Source organism: Methylobacterium sp. WL9 (assembly GCF_008040035.1).
GTDB lineage: Bacteria > Pseudomonadota > Alphaproteobacteria > Rhizobiales > Beijerinckiaceae > Methylobacterium > Methylobacterium thuringiense.
On record NZ_VRVE01000071.1, the window covers coordinates 1 to 23145 of the forward strand.

Annotated in this window: 20 protein-coding genes; 11 read left to right on the forward strand and 9 right to left on the reverse strand. The window is 69.1% G+C overall.

Annotated features, from left to right (window positions below):
* Positions 1 to 351: 351 nt before the first annotated feature.
* On the forward strand, positions 352 to 1275 hold the full coding sequence (locus tag FV217_RS17410) for a peptidylprolyl isomerase (protein WP_147818440.1): 924 nt from the start codon (positions 352 to 354) through the stop codon (positions 1273 to 1275).
* 31 nt (positions 1276 to 1306) lie between these two features.
* Here FV217_RS17410 and FV217_RS17415 read toward each other — a convergent pair whose 3' ends face one another.
* The 4 genes from FV217_RS17415 to FV217_RS17430 all read right to left on the reverse strand — a co-directional run bounded on the left by FV217_RS17415 (position 1307) and on the right by FV217_RS17430 (position 7662).
* Positions 1307 to 1993 (reverse strand): DsbA family protein, encoded by a 687-nt coding sequence (locus FV217_RS17415; RefSeq protein WP_147818441.1) that lies wholly within the window; start codon positions 1991 to 1993, stop codon positions 1307 to 1309.
* Between the two features lie 43 nt (positions 1994 to 2036).
* Positions 2037 to 3347 (reverse strand): MFS transporter, encoded by a 1311-nt coding sequence (locus tag FV217_RS17420; RefSeq protein ID WP_147818442.1) that lies wholly within the window; start codon positions 3345 to 3347, stop codon positions 2037 to 2039.
* A gap of 171 nt (positions 3348 to 3518) precedes the next feature.
* Positions 3519 to 4097 (reverse strand): PadR family transcriptional regulator, encoded by a 579-nt coding sequence (locus tag FV217_RS17425; protein ID WP_147818443.1) that lies wholly within the window; start codon positions 4095 to 4097, stop codon positions 3519 to 3521.
* A 145-nt stretch (positions 4098 to 4242) separates the two neighbouring features.
* The gene (locus FV217_RS17430; RefSeq protein ID WP_147818444.1) at positions 4243 to 7662 is read right to left on the reverse strand and encodes an acyl-[ACP]--phospholipid O-acyltransferase; all 3420 of its coding nucleotides are present in this window, start codon (positions 7660 to 7662) and stop codon (positions 4243 to 4245) included.
* A gap of 336 nt (positions 7663 to 7998) precedes the next feature.
* Between FV217_RS17430 and FV217_RS17435 the strand changes: the two genes are divergently transcribed.
* Positions 7999 to 8619, forward strand: coding sequence for a TetR-like C-terminal domain-containing protein (locus tag FV217_RS17435; RefSeq protein ID WP_147818445.1), 621 nt, complete (start codon positions 7999 to 8001; stop codon positions 8617 to 8619).
* A 175-nt stretch (positions 8620 to 8794) separates the two neighbouring features.
* Here the strand turns inward: FV217_RS17435 and FV217_RS17440 are convergent, their stop codons facing one another.
* On the reverse strand, positions 8795 to 9817 hold the full coding sequence (locus tag FV217_RS17440; RefSeq protein WP_147818446.1) for a gamma carbonic anhydrase family protein: 1023 nt from the start codon (positions 9815 to 9817) through the stop codon (positions 8795 to 8797).
* Positions 9818 to 9925: 108 nt separating this feature from the next.
* On the opposite strand from FV217_RS17440, the gene FV217_RS17445 reads away from it, so the two are divergent.
* A complete protein-coding gene (locus tag FV217_RS17445) occupies positions 9926 to 10399 on the forward strand; it encodes a molybdenum cofactor biosynthesis protein MoaE (RefSeq protein ID WP_147818447.1) in 474 nt (157 codons plus the stop codon).
* Positions 10400 to 10468: 69 nt separating this feature from the next.
* Positions 10469 to 11632, forward strand: a complete 1164-nt coding sequence (locus tag FV217_RS17450; RefSeq protein ID WP_147818448.1) for an AI-2E family transporter — start codon at positions 10469 to 10471, stop codon at positions 11630 to 11632.
* 268 nt (positions 11633 to 11900) lie between these two features.
* Here the strand turns inward: FV217_RS17450 and FV217_RS17455 are convergent, their stop codons facing one another.
* Positions 11901 to 13121 carry an LL-diaminopimelate aminotransferase gene (locus tag FV217_RS17455; protein WP_147818456.1) on the reverse strand — a complete coding sequence of 407 codons (1221 nt, stop codon included), beginning with the start codon at positions 13119 to 13121 and terminating at the stop codon, positions 11901 to 11903.
* Positions 13122 to 13282: 161 nt separating this feature from the next.
* The gene (locus FV217_RS17460; protein WP_147818449.1) at positions 13283 to 13642 is read right to left on the reverse strand and encodes a hypothetical protein; all 360 of its coding nucleotides are present in this window, start codon (positions 13640 to 13642) and stop codon (positions 13283 to 13285) included.
* 134 nt (positions 13643 to 13776) lie between these two features.
* Between FV217_RS17460 and phaC the strand changes: the two genes are divergently transcribed.
* The 4 genes from phaC (at position 13777) to FV217_RS17480 (ending at position 18077) form a co-directional block, all read left to right on the forward strand.
* Positions 13777 to 15579: a class I poly(R)-hydroxyalkanoic acid synthase gene (gene phaC / locus FV217_RS17465; protein WP_246682919.1), complete on the forward strand. Its 1803-nt coding sequence runs from the start codon at positions 13777 to 13779 to the stop codon at positions 15577 to 15579.
* Positions 15580 to 15739: 160 nt separating this feature from the next.
* On the forward strand, positions 15740 to 16165 hold the full coding sequence (locus FV217_RS17470; protein WP_147818450.1) for an organic hydroperoxide resistance protein: 426 nt from the start codon (positions 15740 to 15742) through the stop codon (positions 16163 to 16165).
* A gap of 7 nt (positions 16166 to 16172) precedes the next feature.
* Positions 16173 to 16871: a glutathione S-transferase N-terminal domain-containing protein gene (locus FV217_RS17475; protein WP_147818451.1), complete on the forward strand. Its 699-nt coding sequence runs from the start codon at positions 16173 to 16175 to the stop codon at positions 16869 to 16871.
* Between the two features lie 93 nt (positions 16872 to 16964).
* Complete coding sequence (locus tag FV217_RS17480; RefSeq protein ID WP_147818452.1) at positions 16965 to 18077, forward strand: alkene reductase; 1113 nt, start codon at positions 16965 to 16967, stop codon at positions 18075 to 18077.
* A 28-nt stretch (positions 18078 to 18105) separates the two neighbouring features.
* On the opposite strand, the gene FV217_RS17485 is transcribed toward FV217_RS17480, so the two are convergent.
* A complete protein-coding gene (locus FV217_RS17485) occupies positions 18106 to 18819 on the reverse strand; it encodes an RlmE family RNA methyltransferase (RefSeq protein ID WP_147818453.1) in 714 nt (237 codons plus the stop codon).
* A gap of 356 nt (positions 18820 to 19175) precedes the next feature.
* Between FV217_RS17485 and FV217_RS17490 the strand changes: the two genes are divergently transcribed.
* The 3 genes from FV217_RS17490 (at position 19176) to FV217_RS17500 (ending at position 21712) form a co-directional block, all read left to right on the forward strand.
* Positions 19176 to 20345 (forward strand): multidrug effflux MFS transporter, encoded by a 1170-nt coding sequence (locus FV217_RS17490; protein WP_147818458.1) that lies wholly within the window; start codon positions 19176 to 19178, stop codon positions 20343 to 20345.
* Positions 20346 to 20427: 82 nt separating this feature from the next.
* A complete protein-coding gene (locus FV217_RS17495; protein WP_147818454.1) occupies positions 20428 to 21105 on the forward strand; it encodes a metal ABC transporter permease in 678 nt (225 codons plus the stop codon).
* 88 nt (positions 21106 to 21193) lie between these two features.
* Positions 21194 to 21712, forward strand: a complete 519-nt coding sequence (locus tag FV217_RS17500) for a DoxX family protein (protein WP_147818455.1) — start codon at positions 21194 to 21196, stop codon at positions 21710 to 21712.
* Here FV217_RS17500 and FV217_RS17505 read toward each other — a convergent pair.
* Complete coding sequence (locus tag FV217_RS17505) at positions 21669 to 23141, reverse strand: MFS transporter (protein ID WP_147818459.1); 1473 nt, start codon at positions 23139 to 23141, stop codon at positions 21669 to 21671. The genes FV217_RS17500 and FV217_RS17505 overlap by 44 nt on opposite strands.
* Positions 23142 to 23145: the final 4 nt, after the last annotated feature.

Here is a 23145-nt window from a genome sequence, read left to right on the forward strand (position 1 = left end):
CCGGCCGCCGGTCGCGCGGCCGGCCATTCGCGAGCCCGAATTCATGCCGCCGGGGCTCGTCGGCCCGCGGGGCTGATCGCGGCATCGGATCGGTTCTCGACGGCCGTCATGCCTGGACCTGAACCGTTGCAGCCGGCTGCCTTCACCGGAGGCGACGCCGCCGGATCACATCTTCGGCACTTCCTAAGAGCGGCATCGGCCACGATCGGAACGGCGACGCTTGCGTTTGGCGCGGCGAGATTCCACGTGTCGGCCGTTGCCCGCGGCCGTAGGCCGCTTCTTCACGTCGTTTGCGAGAGCCAGCCGTCAGAGCCGGCCCGACGCGGCGTCGCCCAAGGACAGACCGCTTTCATGACGATGCTGTTTCGCCTCCTGCGCCCGAGCGCGCTCGCCCTGTCGCTCGCGCTGCCCGGCGCCGCGCTCGCCCAGGAGACCAGCGCCACGCCGTCGGCTCCGGCAGCGGCAGCGGCAGCACCGGCGGCGAAAACCTCGCCCGACACGGTGATCGCCAAGGTCAACGGCGCCCCGATCACCCAGGGCGACCTCAACATCGCGGGCGAGGACCCGGCGCTGTCGCTTCCCGGCGTCGACGAAGCCGGCAAGAAGGGCCTGCTCGTCGACTACATGATCGACCTGCGCGTCGGCGCCCAGGCGGCCGACGCCGCGAAGGTCGGCGAGTCGCCGGAGTTCAAGCGCAAGCTCGCCTATTTCCGCGACAAGCTGCTACTCGACGACTTCCTGGAGCAGGAGGCCAAGAAGGCGGTGACGCCGGACGCCGCGAAGGCCCTCTACGACCAGACCGTCAAGGCGCTGAAGCCCGAGGAGGAGGTCCACGCCCGGCACATCCTCGTCGACAACGAGGCCGACGCCAAGAAGATCGCCGCGCGTGTGAAGGGCGGCGAGGACTTCGCCAAGGTTGCCGGCGAGACCTCGAAGGATCCGGGCTCGAAGGCCGAGGGCGGCGATCTCGGCTGGTTCACCAAGGAGCGCATGGTGGCCCCCTTCGCCGAGGCCGCCTTCAAGATGAGCCCCGGCCAGGTCTCCGATCCGGTCAAGACCCAGTTCGGCTGGCACGTGATCAAGCTCGAGGAGAAGCGCACCAAGCCGGTGCCGAGCTTCGACGAGATGAAGGAGCAGGTCGACCAGTACATCACCCGCAAGGCCCAGCAGGACGTGATCCTGAAGCTGCGCGAGGCGGCGAAGGTCGAGCGTACGGATGCCGCGCCGACCGCGCCGGCTCCGGTGCTGCCGCCGACGGATGGTTCGAAGAAGTAGTCCAACCGGACGCCTGGACGCGCCAGATCGCCTATCCGCAGGCGATCTGGTCGCAGCGCCGCATCGCCGCGATCATGCGCGCGAGCGCCTTCGGGCCGGGATGGCCGAGCATGCCGGTATTGCCCAGCACGTAGGACGGCGTGGCGGTGAGACCCAGGTTGGCCGCGACGTGCATCTGCGCGCTCAGGGCCTGCCGGATCTCCCCGCTGTCGCCGATGCTCTCCAACTCGGCACGGGGTACGCCGGCCCTGGCGGCGACCTCGAGGGCCTTGAGGCCGTCGATCTTGCCGGGCGTGCCGAGGAGTTGCCCGTAGACCTTGAAGGCCGCGGCCGAGCCGAGCTTGCGCTGGACGGCGAGCGCCACCTTGGCGGCCTGGGCCGACATCGGCGAGAGGATCGGGTTGTTGACGAGGCCGATGCGCAGCGACGGGTCGCTGGCGGCGAGTGCGGCGATGTCGGCGGCGGCCTGCCGGCAATAGGGGCAGTTGTAGTCGAAGAACTCGTAGAGCACGACCTCGGCATCGCGCGGGCCGATATAGGTCACGCCCTTCAGCTCGGCGATCTGGCCGGTGATCTCCCCCGGCAGGCGCATGTTAGCGATCGGCCGGCCGTCGTCGTTGTCGACCTTGTAGGTCTGACCGTAGCTCTGGGCGAGGGCCGGCCCGGCGAGGCCGAGGGCGGCGGTGGCGGCGAGGAAGCGGCGGCGGTCGAGAGTCATGGGCACTCGCGTAAGCCGGGAGGATGGCTGAAGTTCGGCTGGATCAGCCAGCTGGCCGAGGCTCGCGGCTCTGCCGCCACCAGATCCAGGCACAGAGCAGCGCGACGGGGATGCCGATCACCGAGGTGCCGACGAAGAACCAGGCGAAGCCGAGCGCCTTGACCGCGACGCCCGAGGTCATCGCCAGCAGGTTGCCCGGCAGCGCCACCAGGGAGGTCATCAACGCGAACTGGCTCGCCGCGTGCGCGTCCGAGGTCAGCGTCGACATGTAGGTGATCAGCACGATCGAGGCGAAGGCATAGGCGAAGGATTCGATCCCGACCGCGACCACGAAGGTCCAGTAGGCGCCGTCGTTGTGGTCGCCGTAGAGTGCCAGATAGGCCAGCGCGAGATGCGCCGCGGAGCCGAACACGGTGCCGAACAGCAGCGTCGGCATGATGCCGACGCGCGGGATCAGCCAGCCGCCCAAAAAGGTCGCGCCGAGGCCGAGCCAGAACCCGTAGACCTTCACCACCGTGGCGATGTCGACGTCCGAGTAGTGCAGCGTCACGAAGAGCGGATTCGCCATCGCGGTGGAGACGTAGCCGGGCATGCGGAAGCCGGCGATCATGATCAGGATCGGGATGCCAAGCGGCCCGAGGCGGTCGAGCAGGTCCTTGATCGGCGCCCAGATCGTCGCGGCGAAACTCATCGGCGCATGCGCGGCGCGCGTGTCGGATTCGGGCTCGGGAGCGATCCAGGCGGCGATCATGCTCGGCAGCATCAGCGCCGCCATGACGAGGTAGGCCGCCTTCCAGCCGTGCTCGCCCGCGACGAGCAGCGCGCCCGCGCCCGCGATCAGCGAGCCGACGCGCCAGCCCATCTCCGACCAGGACGACATCAGCGGAAGCTCCGCCTTCGCCACCACGGCGATGCGCCAGCCGTCGACGGTGATGTCCTGCGTCGACCCGGCGACGCCGAGGGCGAGCGAGAACGCGATGGTCCAGCCGAGCCAGTGCTCGGGATCACCGAAGGCGATTCCCGCGAGCGATGCCGCGACACCGACCTGCGCCAGCAGGATCCAGCCCCGCCGCCGCCCGAGCCAGGCGCCGAGTAGCGGCGCGTCGTAGCGCTCCAGGAACGGCGCCCAGAGGAACTTGAGCTTGTAGGGAAAGGTCAGCCCGAACAGCCAGCCGATCGTCTCGATCGGCACCCCGGCCCGCGTCAGCCAGACCGATTGCGTCGCGTAGATCAGCGGAAAGGCCATCCCCGAGCCGATGCCGAGAAACAGCCCGGCGGCGATCCGGCGGTCCCGGAACAGCGGCGTCAGGAACGACGCACGGCGCGGCGCGGCTTCGATCGCGGGAGCCTGCATGCGGTTAGGGCCTCGCATCCGTGCGCGGGACCCTGGGATGCCGAGGCCGCGTCGGCCGCCTGCATGAGGATTTCGGCGGTGCGGTCAAGCCCCGACCAGACGGCAACCGCGCCAGAAAGCACGGTTGCCAAGCGTCGTTCGGATGTCTTCAGCCGGCAACTTAGTGCCCCCTCACACCTGCTCCAGCGTCGTAGCGGCCATGTCGATCGCCGCAGCCACCGCGTTGATCTGCTCTTCGTCGAGCGGTCCGCGCGACAGGCGCAGGCGCAGCGCCAGCTTCAGGTTCTCCATCGCCCGCACGATCTGCGGAGCGGGGCCGCCGCCGTGCCGGCGACCGGATTCGTCCATGCGTTCCATGAGCGCGTCGAGGGTCGGGCGGTGCGCGTCGAGATAGGCGCGGCCCTCGGCGGTGATGGTGTGCAGCTTCTTGGCGCCGTCGCCGTCGCTGACGGTCACGTGGCCGAGGTCCTGCAGCATGGTCAGCGTCGGGTAGATCGTGCCCGGGCTCGGGCTGTAGGCGCCGCCCACGCGCTCCTCGATCGCCTTGATGATCTCGTAGCCGTAGCAGGGCTTCTCCGCGATCAGGTTGAGCACGACGAGGCGGAGGTCGCCGTGGCCGAAGAAGCGGCCGGGACCGCCGTGCCGCCCGGGGCCGCGGTGACGGGTCGGACCGCCGAAGGGACGGTCGTCGTCGTGCTGGTGGCGGGCGAAGTACCAATCCTGGCGGGGGTCTTGGAAACGGGGATGCATGATGCCTTCCGATCGTGTTTCGATATGTCGATATATTAGATATATCGAAATACGATCGAATTTCAAGCGTCCTCATATCGGCACGAAAAAACCCGGCTCGCGCGCTGCGAGCCGGGTTTCGGGGATCGACGGATCGCTCCGGCGCTCAGGCCGCCTGCGAGGTCTCGGAGCGCTCCTTCGCGAGCTTGGTCACGCCGACCTGGTCGACCTTGCCGCTGCCGAGCATCGGCAGTTTTTCGAGGACCACGACCTCCGCCGGCACCGCGAGTTCGGGCGCACCCTTCGACTTGGCGAAGGCCTGATAGGCCGGCCGCGTCGCGCCCTTGGCCTCGGTGAACAGGATCAGCCGCTCGCCCTTACGGGCATCGGGCACGGCGGCCACCGCGCTCGGGGCGTCCGGCCAGAGTTCGGCCGCGAGGGTCTCGACGGTGGCGAGCGAGATCATCTCGCCGGCGATCTTGGCGAAGCGCTTGGCGCGGCCCTTGATCGTGACGAACCCCTCGGCATCGATCGCGACGATGTCGCCGGTGTCGTGCCAGCCGCCCGGCGGCGGTTCGAGCACGCCGGGCTTCTCGGCGCGGTAATAGCCGAGCATGATGTTCGGCCCCTTCACCGAGAGCCGGCCGCCCTCCTCGATGCCGGGCACGCTCTCCAGCCGCGTCTCGATGCCAGGCAGGATGCGGCCAACCGTGCCGAAGCGGTTGAACATCGGCGTGTTGAGCGCGACCACCGGCCCGCACTCGCTGACGCCGTAGCCCTCCAGGATGCGCAGGCCGAACTTCTCGCTCCAGGTCTTGCGGGTCGAATCCTTCACCTTCTCGGCACCGGCCACGACGTAGCGCAGCGAGCGCAGGTCGTAGGGGTGGGCGGCCTTGGCGTAGCCGGTGAGGAAGGTGTCGGTGCCGAAGAGATACGTGGCGTTCGAGCCGTAGATCAGCTCCGGCACGATCCGGTAATGCAGCGGCGACGGGTAGAGATAGACCGGCACGCCGGAGACCAGCGGCAGCACCAGCCCCGCCGTCAGCCCGAAGGCGTGGAACACCGGCAGGACGTTGAAGACCTTGTCGGTGCGGCCGAAATCGATGCGCGCGGCAGCCTGGGCGGTGTTCGCCAGCATGTTGCGGTGGGCGAGCACCACGCCCTTCGGCGTGCCTTCGCTGCCGGAGGTGAATAGCACCGCGACCGGGTCGGAGCCCTTGCGCTTCACCAGCGGCTTGCGGGGCGCGATCAGGCCCCTGAGCTTGTCGCCGGTGGTGACCGTGGCGCGCACGTCCTCGAGATAGACGAGCTTCACCTTGCCCGCGAGCCCCTCGATCAGGCTCCCGAGCCGCCCCTTCTCGATGAAGGCGCGGGAGGTGACGATGGTGTCGACCTGCGCCGCCTTGCAGGCCGAGAGCACGTTGGCGGAGCCGGCGGAGAAGTTGATCATCGCCGGCACGCGGCCGGCGCTGGCGAGCGCGAAGAAGGTGACGGCCGCGCCGTTGGCGTTCGGTAGCATCAGCCCGATGGTCTTGCCCTCGGCAGCGAGCGGCATCAGCTTGCGGCCGAGGATGTTGGCGCCCATTACGAGGCGCGCATAGCTCATCGTGCCGGTGACCGGGTCTTCGAGCGCGACGCGGCGCCAACCGTGGCGGTCGCCCGCCTCGATCAAGGCCGACATCACCGAGCGGTCGATGTTCGTGGTCTCGAACATCAGGTCCGACATGATGTCGTAGAGGGCAGCGCCTGCGGCGCGGCGGCGGTTCTTGCCTTTCAGCTCCGGATCGACCGCGAGCTTCACCGGTTCCATGATCGTCACGGTGACCTTCGGCCACCAGCGGCGGCGCACCTGCAGGCGCGAGAGCCGCGAGAAGATGGTCTGTTCCGGGCCGTCGATCTTCACCGGCACCACCATGGCACCGGACTTGTCGGCGATCAGGCCGGCGCCGTCATAGACCTTCATCAGGCTGCCGGTGACGGTGAGGCGTCCTTCGGGGAAGATGATCAGCGTCTCGCCGTTCTTCACCGCGTTGATCAGGGTGCGGGTGGCGAGCGGCCGGGTCGGGTCGAGGGGCATCGCCTTGGTGACCCTCAGGAACGGCTTCACCCACCAGCGCTGGGCGATACCGTGGTCGATGGCGAAGACCGGCTCCTGGTCGAGCAGCGAGAGGGCCAGCGGCGCGTCGAGGAACGAGACGTGGTTCAGCGCGATAATGGCGTTCGGCCCGGCCTTCTCGACGTTCTCCAGGCCCTTCACCTCGAGGCGGTAGAAAGCCCGGAAAAAGATCGACAGGAAGTCGCGGAACGGGCTCGTCGGCATGATCTTGAACACGATCACGCCGACGACGAGGTTCAGCACCGCGATGAGGGCGAAGAGCTGCCCCATCGTGAGGCCGGCCGCCTGGAGCGCGGCCAGCGCCAGGGTGCCGCCGACCATGAAGGCGGCGGTGATCACGTTGACGGCGCCGATGACCCGGGCGCGCTTCTCCTTCGGCGTCCAGGCCTGCACGGCGGCGAAGGACGGCACGATGTAGAGGCCGCCGGCGATGGCGAGGCCGGCGAAGTCGACAAGCAGACGGATACCGGTCGGGTCGGAGAGGAAGGCGAGCGCGCCGATCGGTTCGCCCACGGCCGGCACCGCCTGGGAGACGGTCCAGGCGAGGTCGAGGCCGAACAGGCCCATCAGGATCGCGCCGACCGGCGTCGGCAGCAGGACGATGCGGCCGCTCGCCAGCCACGAGGCCAGGGCCGAACCGATCGCAATGCCGATGGAGAAGACCGCGAGCAGCGTGGTGGCGACGATCTCGGTGCCGTTGAGCGTCTGGCGCACCAGCACCGGCAGCAGCGAGAGCACCACCACGCCGACGAGCCAGAACCAGCTCACGATGATCGAGCCGCGCCAGAGCCGCGTGTCGGACCAGAGGTCGCGCAGTAGCCCGACCGTGGAACGGGCGATGTTGGCGTCGACCTTGAGGGTCGGGTCGCCCTCGCCGGTGCGCGGGATCTGGCGGGCGGCGAGCCAGCACAGGATCGCAAACGTCATCAGCCCGGCGCCGAGCCCCAGGGCGTGGCCGCCCATCGCCATGGCGAGGCCGGCGGTGATGGTGCCGAGCAGGATCGCCAAAAAGGTCGCGGCCTCGACCAGCGCGTTGCCGGCGGTGAGTTCTTCGCGCTTCAGGTGATCGGGCAGGATGCCGTATTTGATCGGGCCGAACAGCGCCGCGATGATGCCGAAGGTGCCGAGCGAGGCGAACAGCAGCGGCACCGATTGCAGCCAGAAGCCGAGCACCGAGAGCAACGCGGCGAAGATCTCGGCGAACTTCAGGCGCTTGGCCAGGACCGCCTTGTCGTAGCGGTCGGCGAGCTGGCCGCCGAGGCCCGACAGCACGAAGAACGGGCCGATGAACACGGCGCTCGCCAGCGTGACCAGAATCCCGCCATGGCCCGGATCGGTGCCGGTCTCGCCGACCTTGAACAGGATCAGCAACGCGAGCGCGTTCTTGAGGAAGTTGTCGTTGAAGGCCGAGAAGAACTGGCACCAGAACAGCGGTGCGAACCGCCGCGTCGTCATCAGGGAAGCGAACATGGACCTCTCTCCCGGCTGGCCCATGACTGCCCGGCGATAGCTTGGGCGTCAAATCCAGCCTGTCCGACGCGCCCTGCGATCGGGCCGTCAGATAGTTTGCACGTTGTTCAAAATACGCGGTTCGGCGCGGCCGGCAACTTGATCTTGCACGTCGTGCAATCTATCCCGCCCGATGCGTGCGTCGCCGCACGCCGGACAGCCATTCCGCAGGATGCGCCGGCAGGTCCTAAGGTTCTGTTGTTGCGCGGTTCTTCTACGCTGCGAGCGCATTTTCGAGCGGAGTGGCCGCCAATTCGCGTGAAGACGATGCGGCCACGCCAACATCGAGGAGACGGCATGGGACAGGGCAAACGGGCCGCGGGACCGCGGGGCGAGCACGACCGCGAAGGCTTTATCGAGATGGTCGCCCAGGCGGCCGAGAGCCTCGTGCGCAACGAGGGCTTTCGCGGGCTCGGGATGCGCCGGCTCGCGGCGGCGATCGGCTACGCGCCGAACTCGATCTACAACGCGGTCGGCGACCTCGATCAGGTGATCCTGCGGGTCAACGCCCGCACCTTCCGCCGCCTCTGCGCGACGCTCGAAGGTGCGATCGATCCGGCACAGCCACCGCGAGACAATGCGCTGGCGCTGGCGGACGCATACCTCGTCTTCGTCGCCGCGGACCCGCGGGTCTGGAGCCTCGTGTTCGAGCATGTCGCCGCCCCCGACGTACCGTTTCCCGATTGGTACGCCGAGGCCCTGTCGCAGGCGACCGGCCTCGTCGACACGGTGCTGCAGCAGCTCCTGCCCGACGCGACCGAACGCCGGCAGGCCGTCGCGACCCTCTGGGCCGGCCTGCACGGCATCGCCTCGCTCTCGACCTCGAACAAGCTCGCGGTGCTGGTGCCGGACTCGCCGCGGGTGCTGGCGCGGATGCTGGTGGGGCGGTTTTTGGGGGATGTTACGGGACCGATGTGAGGGAGGAAGCCAGCCTCCGGCAACCACTCCCCTCTTCATCCCGAGATGCTGCGCAGCAGGCTCGAAGGACCCCTGAACGCCGATCCAATGGCGAAGCGATGCACGGATAGGGGCAGGGGTGCTTTGAGGCCTCCGCTACGCTGCGGCTCCTCAGCATGAGGGCCGGTAAGTGGGGTTACACCACCTCGCCCGCCTGCAGCTGCCGATACTCGCGCCCGTGCGCGCAATACCCCTCGACGATCTTCGCCATCATCGTGCGCTTGCCCGCGTCGAGTGGGGCGAGGATGCGGGCGGGGCGGCCGCCCCAGAGGTGGCCGCTGTCGAGGAGTTGGCCCGGATCGGTGGTGGCGCCGCCCGCGAGCAGGACGTCGTCGGCGACGACCGTGCCCGGCGCGATCACGCAGCCGATGCCGACGAGGCTGCGGGCACCGATGCGGCAATCGGCCATGCGCACGTTGTGGGCGATGGTGGTGTCGCGCCCGATCACCACGCCCTCGCCGCGGGTGCGGATCACCGTGTTGTCCTGGATGTTGGTGTCGGCCCCGACCACGATTGGCCCGACCTCGGCTTCGAGGGCGCAGGAAAACAGCACGCTCGATCCGGCTCCGAGCAGGATCCGGCCCGAGAGCCGCGCGGTGCGGGCGACGAACACCGTCTCCTCCGTCTCCGGCGCATCGCCCACGGTCGGCGCGGGCGACGTGGCCGCCGCTTCGCGCAGGCGCTCGGCGCGCTCGGCGATCTCCTCGCGTGTGATCGGGCGCTGGCGCTTGGCCGGGCTGCCGGCATAGACGTGGCCGGCCTCGAGCGTCGAGCGCGGAAACACCGTGGCCCCCGCCTCGATCAGCACGCCGTCTCCGACCACCGACCCGTCGAGCACGATCACGTCGTCCTCGATCACCACATCCGAGCCCACCGTGCAGGCATGGACCACGGCGTTGCGGCCCACCGTTACCCGGTCGCCGACGACCGTCGCCAGGGTGTCGGTGGCGATGTGGACCGTGGAGCGGGTGCCGAGCCAGAAGCGGTCGCCGACGGTGACGGTCTGGCCGTCGGCGCGGATCACGCTGTCGTCGCCGAGCCAGGCCTGCGCGCCGATCGCCGCCGTGCCGATCACCGTACTGCCCGTGCCGCACCAGACCGGCCGGGCGGAAAAGGTCGGCAGCACGCCGTCGTAGGGGAGGATCAGGTCGGGCGTCACGAGAAGCGTCCTTGAGTCTGGGTCCGGGCGCATGGCACTGCAGACCGAGCGCAGACATATAGGCGCATGCACGGGAGCGGTATCCCGCAGCCGCGTTTCGAGGACAGCATGAGCCGCGTCAGCATCCGGCCGGATCCCTTCGACGTCGCCACCGAACTCGCGGCGATCGAGTCCTCGACGAACGGCCGCGCCGGGGCCGTGGTGAGCTTCACGGGCCTCTGTCGCGACGAGAACGGCCGGCTCCGGGCGCTCGAACTCGAGCACTATCCCGGCATGGCCGAGGCCGAGATCGAGCGCGTGGTCGAAGAGGCCGAGGGGCGCTGGCCGATCCAGGCCGTCCGCGTGATCCACCGCCACGGCCTGATCCGGCCGGGCGAAGGCATCGTGCTCGTCGTCACCGCCTCGGCGCATCGCACGGCGGCCTTCGCGGCGGCGAGCTTCCTGATGGACTACCTCAAGGCGCGCGCGCCCTTCTGGAAGCGCGAGCACCTCGCCGACGGCACCACCGGCGGCTGGGTCGAGGCGACAGAGCACGATGCCAAGGCTGCGGAGGGATGGTCGCAGCCGGCGTCGGAGGGATGATGGACGCGCGCCCGATTTGCGTCCATGCCGCCCGCGCCGGCGTGACCGGCGGAAGGCGTATGCAGGCCCATGGCGATCCAGGAATCCGGCGTGAAGACGGCTGACGGCCCTGTCGGCCCCTGGCGCGGCGCACGCCCGCTGGTCGGCTCGGGCATCGCGGTCGTGGCCTTCGTGGCGCTGCTCGCGCTGTGCTGGCTCGCCTCGGCGACGCTGCTGCTGATCTTCGCCGGCGTCCTTCTCGGCGTTTTCCTCGACGGGCTCACCCGCGGCCTCAAATACGTCCTGCCGATCCCGCGCGCCCTGCGCCTGCTGATCGCGAGCCTCGCCGTTGCCGGTTTCCTCGTCGGCATGAGCGCAGTCGGCGGCGCCACCATCGCGCAGCAGGGGCGCGAGCTCGGCCAGACCATCCAGAACCAGTCGGGCACCATCCGCGACTGGCTCAAGGATCACGGCGTCAGCCTCGACAAGCTCGAAGCCCTGCAGGGGACCGGTGAGGCCGGGCAGCCGAAGCCGAAAGGCGACGACGAGCCGAAGGGCGGCCTCAGCGGCTTCGCCTCAGGCGCGCTGAAGAGCCCCGGCTCGCTGCTGTCGGATGCCGGCAGCGTGCTCGGCCCGGCGGCGACCGTCCTGCTCGAACTGTTCAACGCGCTGGGCAACGGCCTGGTGATCGTCTTCCTCGGTGTCTCGGTGGCGGCCGATCCCGGCAGCTACCGCAACGGCGTGGTGCGCTTCCTGCCGCCGCACCGGCGCGAGCGCGGCGGCCAGGTGCTCGACGGCATGGGCGAGACGCTGCGGCACTGGCTGTTCGGCCAGCTCATCACCATGGCGGTAATCTTCCTCTGCACCTGGGGCGGTCTCGCCTTCCTCGGCATCGGCGGCTCGCTGATCCTCGGCTTGCAGGCGGGGCTGCTCGCCTTCATCCCCACCGTCGGCCCGCTCCTGGCCGGCGTGGTCATCCTGCTCGCCAGCCTCGCCTCGGGCGTCAATGCGCTGCTCGGGGCGCTTGGCGTCTATCTCGCGGTGCAGACCCTGGAGAGCTACGGCCTCACGCCGTTCATCCAGAAGCGCGCCCTCGACATCCCCCCCGCCACGATCTTTGCGGGGCAGCTCCTGCTCGGCGTGCTGTTCGGCCTGTGGGGTATCGCCCTGGCCCTGCCGCTGATGGCGGTGATCAAGGTGCTGCTGGCGCAGCTCTACATCGAAGAGACGCTGGGGGAGGAGGCGGGGGCGTGAGCCTCCGCCGAGACCCGCTCTCAGCAAGACCTACTCTCAAGATTGTCTGTTCGGGTTGCTTGCATCCCCTCGCCCCGCTTGCGGGGAGAGGGCCGTGCCCCTTGCCGGGGCACGGCGAGGCGGCAGCCGAAGGTGAGGGGGCGGTGCCGGATAAACCTCTTCCGGAGTCGCCCCCTCACCTTCGCTTCGGCTTCGCCTCCGCTTGCCACGGACCCGACAAGGGGTCCGTGGCCCTCTCCCCGCGTGCGGGGAGAGGGCGGGCGCTAGCTCACACCGCCTTCTGCAGCGGCACCACGTTGTGCAGCGTCTTGTCCGCGGTATCGAAGAAGCGTCGGACGTTGCGGGCGGCCTGGCGGATGCGTTGCTCGTTCTCGACCAGCGCGATGCGGACGTAGTCGTCGCCGTGCTCGCCGAAGCCGATGCCGGGAGCGACCGCGACGTCCGACTTCTCCAGCAGGAGCTTCGAGAATTCGAGGCTGCCCAGCGGCTTGTACTTCTCCGGGATCGGCACCCAGGCAAACATCGAGGCCTGGGGCGGCGGGATCACCCAGCCGGCCTTGCCGAAGGACTCGACCAGCGCGTCGCGGCGCTTCTTGTAGATCGCACGCATCTCCTTGATGCAGTCGTCCGGGCCGTTCAGTGCGGCGGTGGCCGCGACCTGGATCGGCGTGAAGGCGCCGTAATCGAGGTAGGACTTCACCCGCGTCAGCGCCGCGAGCAGGCGCTCGTTGCCCACCGCGAAGCCCATGCGCCAGCCGGCCATCGAATAGGTCTTCGAGAGCGAGGTGAACTCCACCGTCACGTCGATGGCGCCGGGCACCTGCAGCACCGAGGGCGGGGGTGCCTTGTCGTCGAAATAGACCTCGGCATAGGCGAGGTCGGAGAGCAGGATGATTTCGTGCTTCTTCGCGAAGGCGACGAGCTCCGTGTAGAAATCGAGGGTCGCGACATAGGCCGTCGGGTTCGACGGGTAGCAGACCACGAGCGCCACGGGCTTCGGGATCGAATGCAGCATCGCGCGTTCCAGGATCGGGAACATCGCGGGCGTCGGCTCGGCGGGAACGGAGCGGACGACGCCGCCGGCCATCAGGAAGCCGAAGGCGTGGATCGGGTAGCTCGGGTTCGGCACGATCACCACGTCGCCCGGCGCGGTGATCGCCTGCGCCATGTTGGCGAAGCCCTCCTTGGAGCCGAGCGTCGCCACGACCTGCGTATCGGGGTTCAGGCTCACGCCGAAGCGGCGCTGGTAGTAGCCGGCCTGGGCCCGCCGAAGCCCGGCAATGCCCTTGGAGGCCGAGTAGCGGTCGGTGCGCGGGCGACCGGCCGTCTCGCAGAGCTTGGCGATGACGTGCTTGGGGGCGTCGAGGTCGGGGTTGCCCATGCCGAGATCGATGATGTCGGCGCCGTTGGCGCGGGCCTGCGCCTTGATCCGGTTGACCTGCTCGAAGACGTAAGGGGGCAGGCGCTTGATGCGGTGAAAATCGGTCATGGCGTTCTTGGCGTCCGGGGCGCGCGGGCCTCCCAGCGGGAGCCCGCCTTTCGCGAGCGGCGGTGAATCGCGTCTCATACCATCGACGTTCGCCCACGCCGACTCCGAAAGCCTGCAACCACCGCTTTTCGAATGTCGCGTGTGGCGCGGGTGCCGCGGCGCTACTCGGGTGGAAGCTCGGCCGGCTTGAGTCCCTTGGCGATGCCCTTGGCCGCGCCCTCCGCCGTCCTGCCGCGCGCCTCGTTGCGGGTGCGTGCGCCCTCGAGATCCGCTTCGAGGCTCTTCTGGGCCTCGGAGGAGCGGGCGCGGATCGCGCGTTTCGGCTCGTCCTGGCCGACCGGCATGTAGGTCCGGTCGGTGCGGCGGGAGGTCTCGACGAAGTCCGGCGCGTCGACCTTCTTCGGCCCGTATCCGGCGCCGACGAAGGCCTCCTTCATCGGATTCACGTCGCCGGAGCAGCCCGCCGCGCCCAGGATAGGCAGGCTCAGGGCGAGAAGTCCGAAGAGTCTGGGCGAAAGCATGGGCTGCGCGATCTGGACATTGTCCGGCGGACTGGCGACATGTTCGGGTGAAGCGCTAATTTGTCCGAAACGAGGCCCACCGCCGCTTGGTCGTCCAAGAGGCGGGAGAGAGCCGATCAGGGAGGATCAAACGCGTGTCGGACGTTCCGAAGCCGGTCCAACCGGATCTGGAAGCGATCTCCCGCAACGCCGCGGCCCTGGCCGAGGGGTTCGGGCGCATGTCGGCGAGCTATCTCGCGCCGCTGGAGGGCAAGGCGAACGGGCGCGGCAACGCCAACCCCTCCGACGAGATGGGCGACATCACCCGCACGCTGGGCAAGGTCGCCGAGACCTGGATGAGCGATCCGCAGCGGGCGATGGCGGCGCAGGCCCAGCTCTCCGAGGCCTTCATGGCCCTGTGGGGTTCGACCTGGAGCCGGATGCAGGGCGAGGCCCCGGCGCCCGCCATCGCCACCGATCCGAAGGACAAGCGCTTCGCCGACCCGGAATGGACGACGAACCCGGTCTTCGACTTCATCAAGCAGAGCTATCTCATCACGGCGCGCTGGGCCGAAGGCCTCGTCGAGAACGCCGAGGGTATCGACGCGCGCACCCGCCACAAGGCCGAATTCTACCTGCGCCAGATCCTGGCGGCCTACTCGCCCTCGAACTTCGTGATGACCAACCCCGAGCTCCTGCGGCACACGCTGGCGGAGAACGGCGAGAACCTCGTGCGCGGCCTCAAGATGCTGGCCGAGGACATCGAGGCCGGCGGCGGCGAGTTGCGCGTGCGCCAGACCGACGTGACCGCGTTCACCTTCGGTGTGGATGTCGCAGTGACGCCGGGCGAGGTCGTCTACCGCAACGACCTGATGGAGCTGCTCCAGTACGCGCCGAAGACCGAGACGGTGCTCAAGCGCCCGTTCCTGATCGTGCCGCCCTGGATCAACAAGTTCTACATCCTCGACCTCAATCCGACGAAGAGCCTGATCGGCTGGATGGTCTCCCAGGGGCTGACGGTCTTCGTGATCTCCTGGGTCAATCCCGACGAGCGCCACCGCGACAAGGACTTCGAGTCCTACATGCGCGAGGGCATCGAGACGGCGATCGACCAGATCGGCATCGCCACCGGCGAGACCGAGGTCTCGGCCGCCGGCTACTGCGTCGGCGGCACGCTGCTCGCGGTGACGATGGCGGCGCAGGCCGCCAGCGGCAACACCCGGATCAAGAGCACGACCTTCCTGACGACGCAGGTCGACTTCACCCATGCCGGCGACCTCAAGGTCTTCGCCGACGAGGAGCAGATCCAGATCATCGAGGAGCGCATGAAGGAGCGCGGCTACCTCGACGGCTCCCGCATGGCGAGCGCCTTCAACATGCTCAGGCCCAGCGACCTGATCTGGAGCTACGTGGTCAACAACTACGTGAAAGGGAAAGCGCCGCTGCCCTTCGACCTGCTCTACTGGAACGCCGATTCCACGCGGATGCCGGAGGCGAACCACTCGTTCTACCTGCGCAACTGCTACCTCAACAATACGCTGGCGAAGGGCCAGATGGTCCTCGGCAACGTCAAGCTCGACCTCAAGAAGGTGAAGGTGCCGATCTTCAACCTCGCCACCCGCGAGGACCATATCGCCCCCGCGCTCTCGGTGTTCGAAGGGTCGGGCAAGTTCGGCGGCAAGGTCGACTACGTGCTGGCCGGCTCCGGCCACATCGCCGGCGTGGTCAACCCGCCGGGCAAGAAAGCGAAATACGGCTTCCGCACCGGGGGGCCGGCCAAGGGCCGGTTCGAGGACTGGGTCCAGGCCGCGACCGAGCACGAGGGCTCATGGTGGCCCTACTGGTTCAAATGGCTGGAGGCCCAGGCGCCCGAGCGCGTCCCCGCCCGCATCCCCGGCGAAGGTCCCCTGCCCTCCCTCGGCCCGGCCCCGGGGACCTATGTCCGGATGAAGTCCTGAGGCGCGTCGGCGTGCGTTGATCGCACCCAAAGCCGATCGGCATCGTCCATGTGCGCCAGCGCACGTAACTAAATTGCGCGCAATCTATAAAGCCTTGGACGAGACGGGGCACCGGCTCATGACGCCGATCCGGCCCCGACCGGAATCCAGGGAGTCCAGCATGACCGTCGACGTGAAATACCGCACCACTGCCACCGCCAATGGCGGCCGCGACGGTTCGGCCAAGACAGAGGACGGCAGCTTCGAGGTGAAGCTCTCGACCCCGAAGGAACTCGGCGGCGCAGGCGGTCCGGGCGCCAACCCCGAGCAGCTCTTCGCTTCGGGCTATGCAGCCTGCTTCCTCGGCGCGCTGAAGGTCGCCGGCGCCCAGGCCAAGGCCAAGATCCCGGCCGACACCACCGTCACCGCCAAGGTCGGCATCGGCCCGCGCTCGGAGGGCGGCTTCGGCATCACCGCCGACCTCACCATCACCCTGCCGGGCCTCGACAAGGCCGAGGCACAGTCGCTCGTCGACGCCGCGCACCAGATCTGCCCGTACTCGAACGCCACGCGCGGCAACGTCGATGTCGGCCTGACGGTCGCCTGAGGCAGTCATGGACAGGCTGACGCTCTACACGTCGCCCTCCGTCTTCCCGAACCCGCAGCGGGTGCGCCTTCTCATCCACGAGAAGGGCATCGCCGACCGGGTCGAGGAGCGGCTGCTCGCCATGGCACCCGCCGGCGAGCAGCGCGGATGGCGGCACCTGAAACGCAACCCCTGGGGCGAGACGCCGACGCTGGAGCTTCCCGGCGGCGGCACGCTCTCCGAGAGCGCGGCCATCGCCCGCTATCTCGACCAGAGCTTTCCCGGCCGGGCCATCATGGGCGGGACGGCGCTGGAACAGGCGCAGGACGCGATGTGGGACGACCGGATCTGGGTGCAGATCCTCTATCGGATCACGACGATGTTCCACGTGCTGCACCAGGGCCTCGGACCCAAGCTGGAGCTGACCTCCAACCCGCAATGGGGCGAGCACTGCCGCAAGGAGGCGCTCAGTCATGCCGGACTGGTGGACCGCCACCTCGCCGACGGGCGCGACTGGCTGCTCGGGGGCGACCAACCGACATTCGCGGACATCACGCTCTGCACGGCGATCGCCTTCTCGAAATATCCGGTCTGCGCCACGCCGCTGGACGAGCGCTTCGAGCAGCTCGACCGCTTCTGGCAGCGCTGGAAGACACGCGAGAGCTTCAAGACGGCCTATGCCGATGGCGGCGGCCTCGATGAACTCGACGGGCTGAAGGCGAGTTGAGCCAGCACTGAACGAACCGACCGGTCGCCTGGCGAGGCTCAGTTCCGCCGCGCGACCGCTCGATCCACCGCAACCAAGGAACACCGACACCGCATGTCCAACAGCCCCGTTCTGCAGCCCTACACCCTCGGCGACCTCCACCTGAAGAACCGCGTGGTGATGGCGCCGCTGACGCGCAGCCGCTCGTCGACCCAGGGCGTGCCGCCGGACTTCGCCCAGGACTATTACGGCCAGCGCGCGAATGCCGGGCTGATCATCTCGGAGGCGACGAACATCTCGCCCCAGGCCGTCGGCTACGCCTACACCCCGGGCATCTGGACCGATGCGCAGGTCGAGAGTTGGCAGAAGATCACGGCGACGGTCCGCGCCAACGACGGCCGGATCTTCCTCCAGCTCTGGCATACCGGCCGGATCTCGCACCCGGACGTGCAGCCCAACGGCCGGCTCCCGGTCTCGGCCTCGGCGATCAAGCCGACCGGCACCGCCTTCACCGAAGGCGGCATGAAGGAGCACGTCACCCCGCGCGCCCTGGAGACCGACGAGATCCCCGGCATCGTCGAGGATTACCGCCGTGCCGCCGAGAACGCGAAGCGCGCCGGCTTTGACGGCGTCGAGATCCACTCGGCGAACAACTACCTTCTGGAGCAGTTCGTCCGCGATTCCACGAACAAGCGGACCGACCAGTACGGCGGCTCCATCGAGAACCGCCTGCGCTTCCCGCTTGCGGTGGTGAAGGCCGTGACCGAGGCATGGGGCGGCGGCCATCGCGTCGGCATCCGCCTCTCGCCCGCCACGACGCAGCCCGGAGAGACCCCGCTCGATTCGACCACGCACGAGACCTTCGGCACCTATGTCGACGCGCTCAACGCCTACGGCCTGCTCTACATCCACACCATCGAGGGCGTGACGCAGCAGACCCGCGACGTGCCGGACGGCGTCGATTTCCTCGACCTGCGTCGGCGCTTCAAGGGCGCCTATATCGGCAACAACCAGAACACGCTGGAGCTCGCCGAGAAGGAACTCGCCGAGGGCCGTGCCGACCTGTTCAGCTTCGGCCGGCCCTACATCGCCAACCCGGACCTCGTGCCGCGCCTCGCCTCCGGGGCACCGCTCGCCGAGGCGCCGAAGCCGTACTGGTACGGCGGCGGCGCCAACGGTTACTCGGATTGGCCGGGGATGAACGGGCCGGTCACGGTCAAGCGCTGATCATTCGCTGGCCACCCGATGCCCGACCTCACTCCGGGTCGGGCGTCGCTGTTTCCGTACGTCCGCGAAACCCCGTCGCCAGCACGTAGAGCTCGCTCGAATCCGCCCGGCTCGCATTCGGCTTGACGTGACGGACGCTGGCGAAGTCACGCTTGAGGTCGGCGAGCAGGTCGCCCTCGGTGCCACCCTGGAACACCTTGGCGAGGTAGGCGCCGCCCGGCGCCAGGATCTCGCGGGCGAACTCTGCGGCGACTTCGGCGAGGCCGATGATGCGCAGGTGGTCGGTCTTCTTGTGGCCGGTGGTGTTGGCGGCCATGTCCGACAGGACGAGGTCGGCCGGGCCGCCGAGGAGATCGGTGAGGAGGCCGGGGGCGGTCGGATCGAGGAAGTCGAGCATGATGAACTCGACGCCGGACATCGGTTCGATCTCGAGCAGGTCGATTCCGACGACGTAGCCTTCGGCCCCGATCTTCTTCGCGGCGACTTGCGACCAGCCGCCGGGGGCGGCGCCGAGGTCGACGATCTTCTGTCCGGGCTTCAGCAGGTTGAAGCGCTCGTCGATCTCGATGAGCTTGAAGGCGGCGCGCGAGCGGTAGCCCTCGCGCTTGGCCCGCGCCACGTAGGGGTCGTTGAGCTGGCGCTCGAGCCAGCGCTTCTGCGACAGGGTGCGTCCGCGCCCGGTCTTCACCCGCTGCTTGAGGTCGCCTCGCAGGCCCCCGCTGGCCCCGCGTCGGTCGGTCATCGTCAGTCCTTCTCATACCAGTGGCCCCTACGGCTGACGCCTTCAGGGCTGCCCGCCGCATAAGCGGCGACGCGCATTCGCGCTTGCCAACGGCCGGCGGCTTGAAGAGCCGAAGCTTACGGCCGTTGGTACCAGATCCGGGCTGCGACGCCGCGTCCGCACGGGGCAGCCCTGCGGGACGGGCGACCCGCCCGGCTCCCGCCACCGGTAAAGGCTACACCAGCAACGAGCCAACATCGCAAGGCGCGATCGTGACAGCACCCTTCCGGTCGATCCGGCCCGACCCCTCGATCGAACAGGCCCCGCACCCGGCACACGGCCCGGGCTTTCGCGAATTCGTCGGCATCGTCGCGCTGATGATGGCGGTGACCGCGATCTCGATCGACAACCTGCTGCCGGCCTTCCCCGCGATCCGGGAGCGCTTTTCGGTCGCCGATCCGAACAGCCTGCAGTTCCTGATCTACGTCTACATGATCGGCTTCGGCGCAGGCCAAATTCTCTACGGGCCGCTCTCCGATTCCCTCGGGCGGCGCAAGGTGCTGCTCGTCAGCTTGTGCGTGTATCTCGGGGCGACGGTGCTCGCGATGTTCAGCCCGTCCTTCGGCTGGCTGCTCGCCGCGCGCATCCTGCAGGGCGTCGGCGCGGCCGGCGGGCGTGTGCTGTCGCTGGCCATCGTGCGCGACCGCTATGCCGGGCGCGCCATGGCCAGCGTGATGTCGCTGATCACCATGGTGTTCCTGATCGTGCCGATGCTCGCCCCGGCGCTCGGGCAGGCGATGCTGCTGTTCGGGTCCTGGGTCTGGGTGTTCGTGTCGATGCTGGCGCTCGGCGGCGTCCTGGCCGTCTGGTTCACGCTGCGCATGCCGGAGACGCTTCACCCGGAATACCGCCGGCCGCTCTCGCTGACGGCGATGGGGCAGGCCCTGCGCCTGACAATCCGCAGCCGCGCGACGCTGGGCTACGGCACGGCGCTCGGGCTGATGGTCGGCTGCATCATGGGCTATGTCGGCTCGGCCGAGCAGGTCTTCGATTCCGGGCTCTACCGGCTCGGCGGCTGGTTCCCGGCGGCCTTCGCCCTGGTGGCCGGCGCCATGGGCGCCTCGACGCTGATCAATGCCCGGCTCGTCGAGCGGCTCGGCATGCACTGGCTCTCCCATGCCGGGCTGATCGCCTTCGTCGCGGTAGCCCTGGTGCAGGTCGGCATTGGGCTCGCCTGGCATGGCCACCCGCCGCTGTGGCTGTTTCTCACCGTGCTGAGCGCGAACCAGTTCCTGATCAGCTTCACCATGCCGAACTTCCAGGCGCTGGCGATGCAGCCGGTCGGGGAGGTCGCCGGCACCGCCTCGTCCTTTCTCGGCTTCTACACGACGCTGCTCGGCGCGGCCTTCGGCTCGGTGATCGGCCAGAGCTTCGACGGCACCGTGCTGCCGGTGGGCGTCGGCTATGCCGGGCTCGGGAGCCTCACGCTCGCCGTCGTAGCCTGGACCGAGCGCGGACGGCTTTTTCGGCCCGGCATCTCGGGGTGACGCAACGCAGCCCCGACCGTTCGCCCGTGGAACGCCCGCGGGCCGGCCCCATCTGAGCCATCCATCCCATCAGGAAACACGCATGCTTCGCTTCACCACGATCGCCCTCGCGGCCACGCTGTCGACGGCCGCTTACGCCGCGCCCCAGCCCGAGCGGGTCCGCGGCACCATCGATAGCGCGGACGGCACGACGCTGGTCCTCAAGACCGACGACGGCCGCTCGACCACCGTCGCGCTGGCGCCGGACACGAAATACGCCTCGGTGGTGAAGTCGAGCCTCGACCAGATCAAGGACGGCGTCTTCATCGGCACCGCCACCAAGGGCGACAACCCGCCCACGGCGCTGGAAGTGGTGCTGTTTCCCGAAGCGATGCGCGGCACCGGCGAGGGCCACTACCCCTGGGACGAGATCCAGGACACCACCGCGGGCGATGCGCCGAAGGTGAAGAGCGCGATGACGAACGGCACCGTGAAGGCCACGACGGCCGGCGCGCCAAAGGTGAAGAGCGCCATGACCAACGGCACGGTCGCCAAAAGCGCGGGTGCGGGTGGCGTCACGACGCTCACCGTGAGCTACGGCGCGGACGGCTCCAAGACCATCGCCGTTCCGGCCTCGGCCCCGGTGGTGACCTTCGAGCCGGCCGACGCGGCGATCCTGAAGCCCGGCGCCAAGGCCTTCGTCATCGCCGGCAACGAAGACGGCAAGCTCAGCGCCAAGCGCGTCGCGGTCGGCAAGGACGGCCTGCGCCCGCCGATGTAATCCGATGGGGACGGCCACGCAGCCTTAACCGGGCCTTCAGCCGGACACCGGAAGCTCGGCCGTATCGCCAGCTTCCGGAGTTCCGCCCGTGACCGATCGTGCCCGCAACGGTGCGTTTCTCGCCGCCCGCCTGCTCATGGCCGCGGCGCTTCTGCCGACGGGGATCGCGCGGGCGCTCAACGTCTCGGGCTTCGCGGTGACGCTGGCTGGGGCGGGACTGCCGGCGCCGAACGCCCTCGCCACGGTGGCCGTGATCGTCCAGGTCTTCGGGCCGCTCGCCCTGGTCCTCGGGGTGATGCCGCGGATCACGGGGCTCGCCATGGCCGGGTTCGTCGCGGCCTTCGCGATCCTGCTGCACCCGTTCTGGGCGTTTTCCGGCGCGGCCGCCGTCACCGAGCGCGCCTTCCTGCTCTCGGATCTCGGCCTGGCCGGCGCCTTCCTGATCTACGCCATGGCCGGTCCCGGCGCCTGGAGCTGGCAGGGCTGGCGCTCGGGCGAGGCGGCACCAGTACGGCCCCGCGCCAAGGATCCGGCGAAGAAGGCCCCGGCCCGGAAGGCGCCGGTCAAGCGCTCGGGCGGCCGGGCTCCGGCACGTGCCGCGGCGTGACGGGGGCCAGCGTCGCGGGTGAGCCGTCGGCGGGCTTCGTCATCAGAGTCCGCTGACCCGACACCTCCGCCCCCGCATCCGGCGCCAGCCGCAGGAACGGCAGGATCGCGGCAGCCGAAATGACGGCCACGGTGAAGAAAGCCGGCGCGAAATCCGCCGCCGCGATGCCCGCATGCCCGTGCCAAGCCGCCGAGCCTTCGAGCGCCAGGGCGCCGATGGTGACGCCGAGGCTGAGCGAGAGCTGCTGCGCCACGCTGGCGAGGCTCGTCGCCGCGCTCATCTCGTGGCTGTCGAGGTCGGCATAGGCGATGGCGTTGACGCAGGTGAATTGCAGTGAGCGGACGCAGCCGCCCAGCAGCAGCACCGACACGATCAGCCAGTGCGGCGTCTCAGCCGTGAACAGCCCGTTGACCGCGAGGAAGGCCGAGGCGATCAGCGCGTTGGTCAGCATCACCCGGCGGAAGCCGTAGCTGCGCAGGATGCGCGGGCCGACGATCTTGATCAGCAGCGCCCCGGCGGCGGCGGCGAAGGTGATCAGCCCCGAGCGCAGCGGATCGAGCCCGAACCCGATCTGCAGCATCAGCGGCAGCAGGAACGGGATCGCCCCCGTGCCGATGCGGAAGAGGCTTCCGCCCGTCACCGCCGCGCGAAACGTCGCGTGGCGCAGGAGATCGAGCCGGATCACCGGATTCACGACCCTTTTCGCGTGCCGCAGGTAGGCGGCGATGAGGATAACTCCGGCCGCCATGCTGCCCCACGAGATCCAGGCCGGCAGCAGATGCTTGCCCGTCGAGGCGAGCCCCAGCATCAGCAGGGCGAGGCCCGCGCCGGACAGTAGGAAGCCCGCGACGTCGAGGGGTGGCCGCTCCGATTCCCGCAGGTTCTCGAAGTAGATCGTCGAGAGGGCGATCCCGGCCAGCCCGATCGGGATGTTGATGAAGAAGATCCAGCGCCAGTCGAAATAGGTGGTGATGAAGCCGCCGAGCGGCGGCCCGAGCACCGGCCCGATCAGGGCGGGGATGGTGAGGTAGGCGAGCGCCCCGACGAGCTCGGATTTCGGCACGCTGCGCAGGATCACGAGGCGCCCCACCGGCACCATCATCGCCCCGCCCATGCCCTGCAGGAAGCGCGCGGCGACGAAGCCGAGGAGCGAACTCGACGCGGCACAGGCCAGCGAGCCCGCCATGAACACGCAGAGCGCGGCGCGAAACACCGTGCGCGCGCCGTAGCGGTCGGCCGCCCAGCCCGAGACCGGGATGAAGATCGCGAGGCTGACGAGATAGGAGGTCAGCGCGAGCTTGAGCGCGATCGGGTCCTCGCCGAGGCTCGCGGCGATGGCCGGCAGCGCCGTGGCGATCACCGTCGAGTCGGTGTTCTCCATGAACAGGGCGGTGGCGACGACGAGGGGAACGATCTGGGCGGGGCGCATCGGG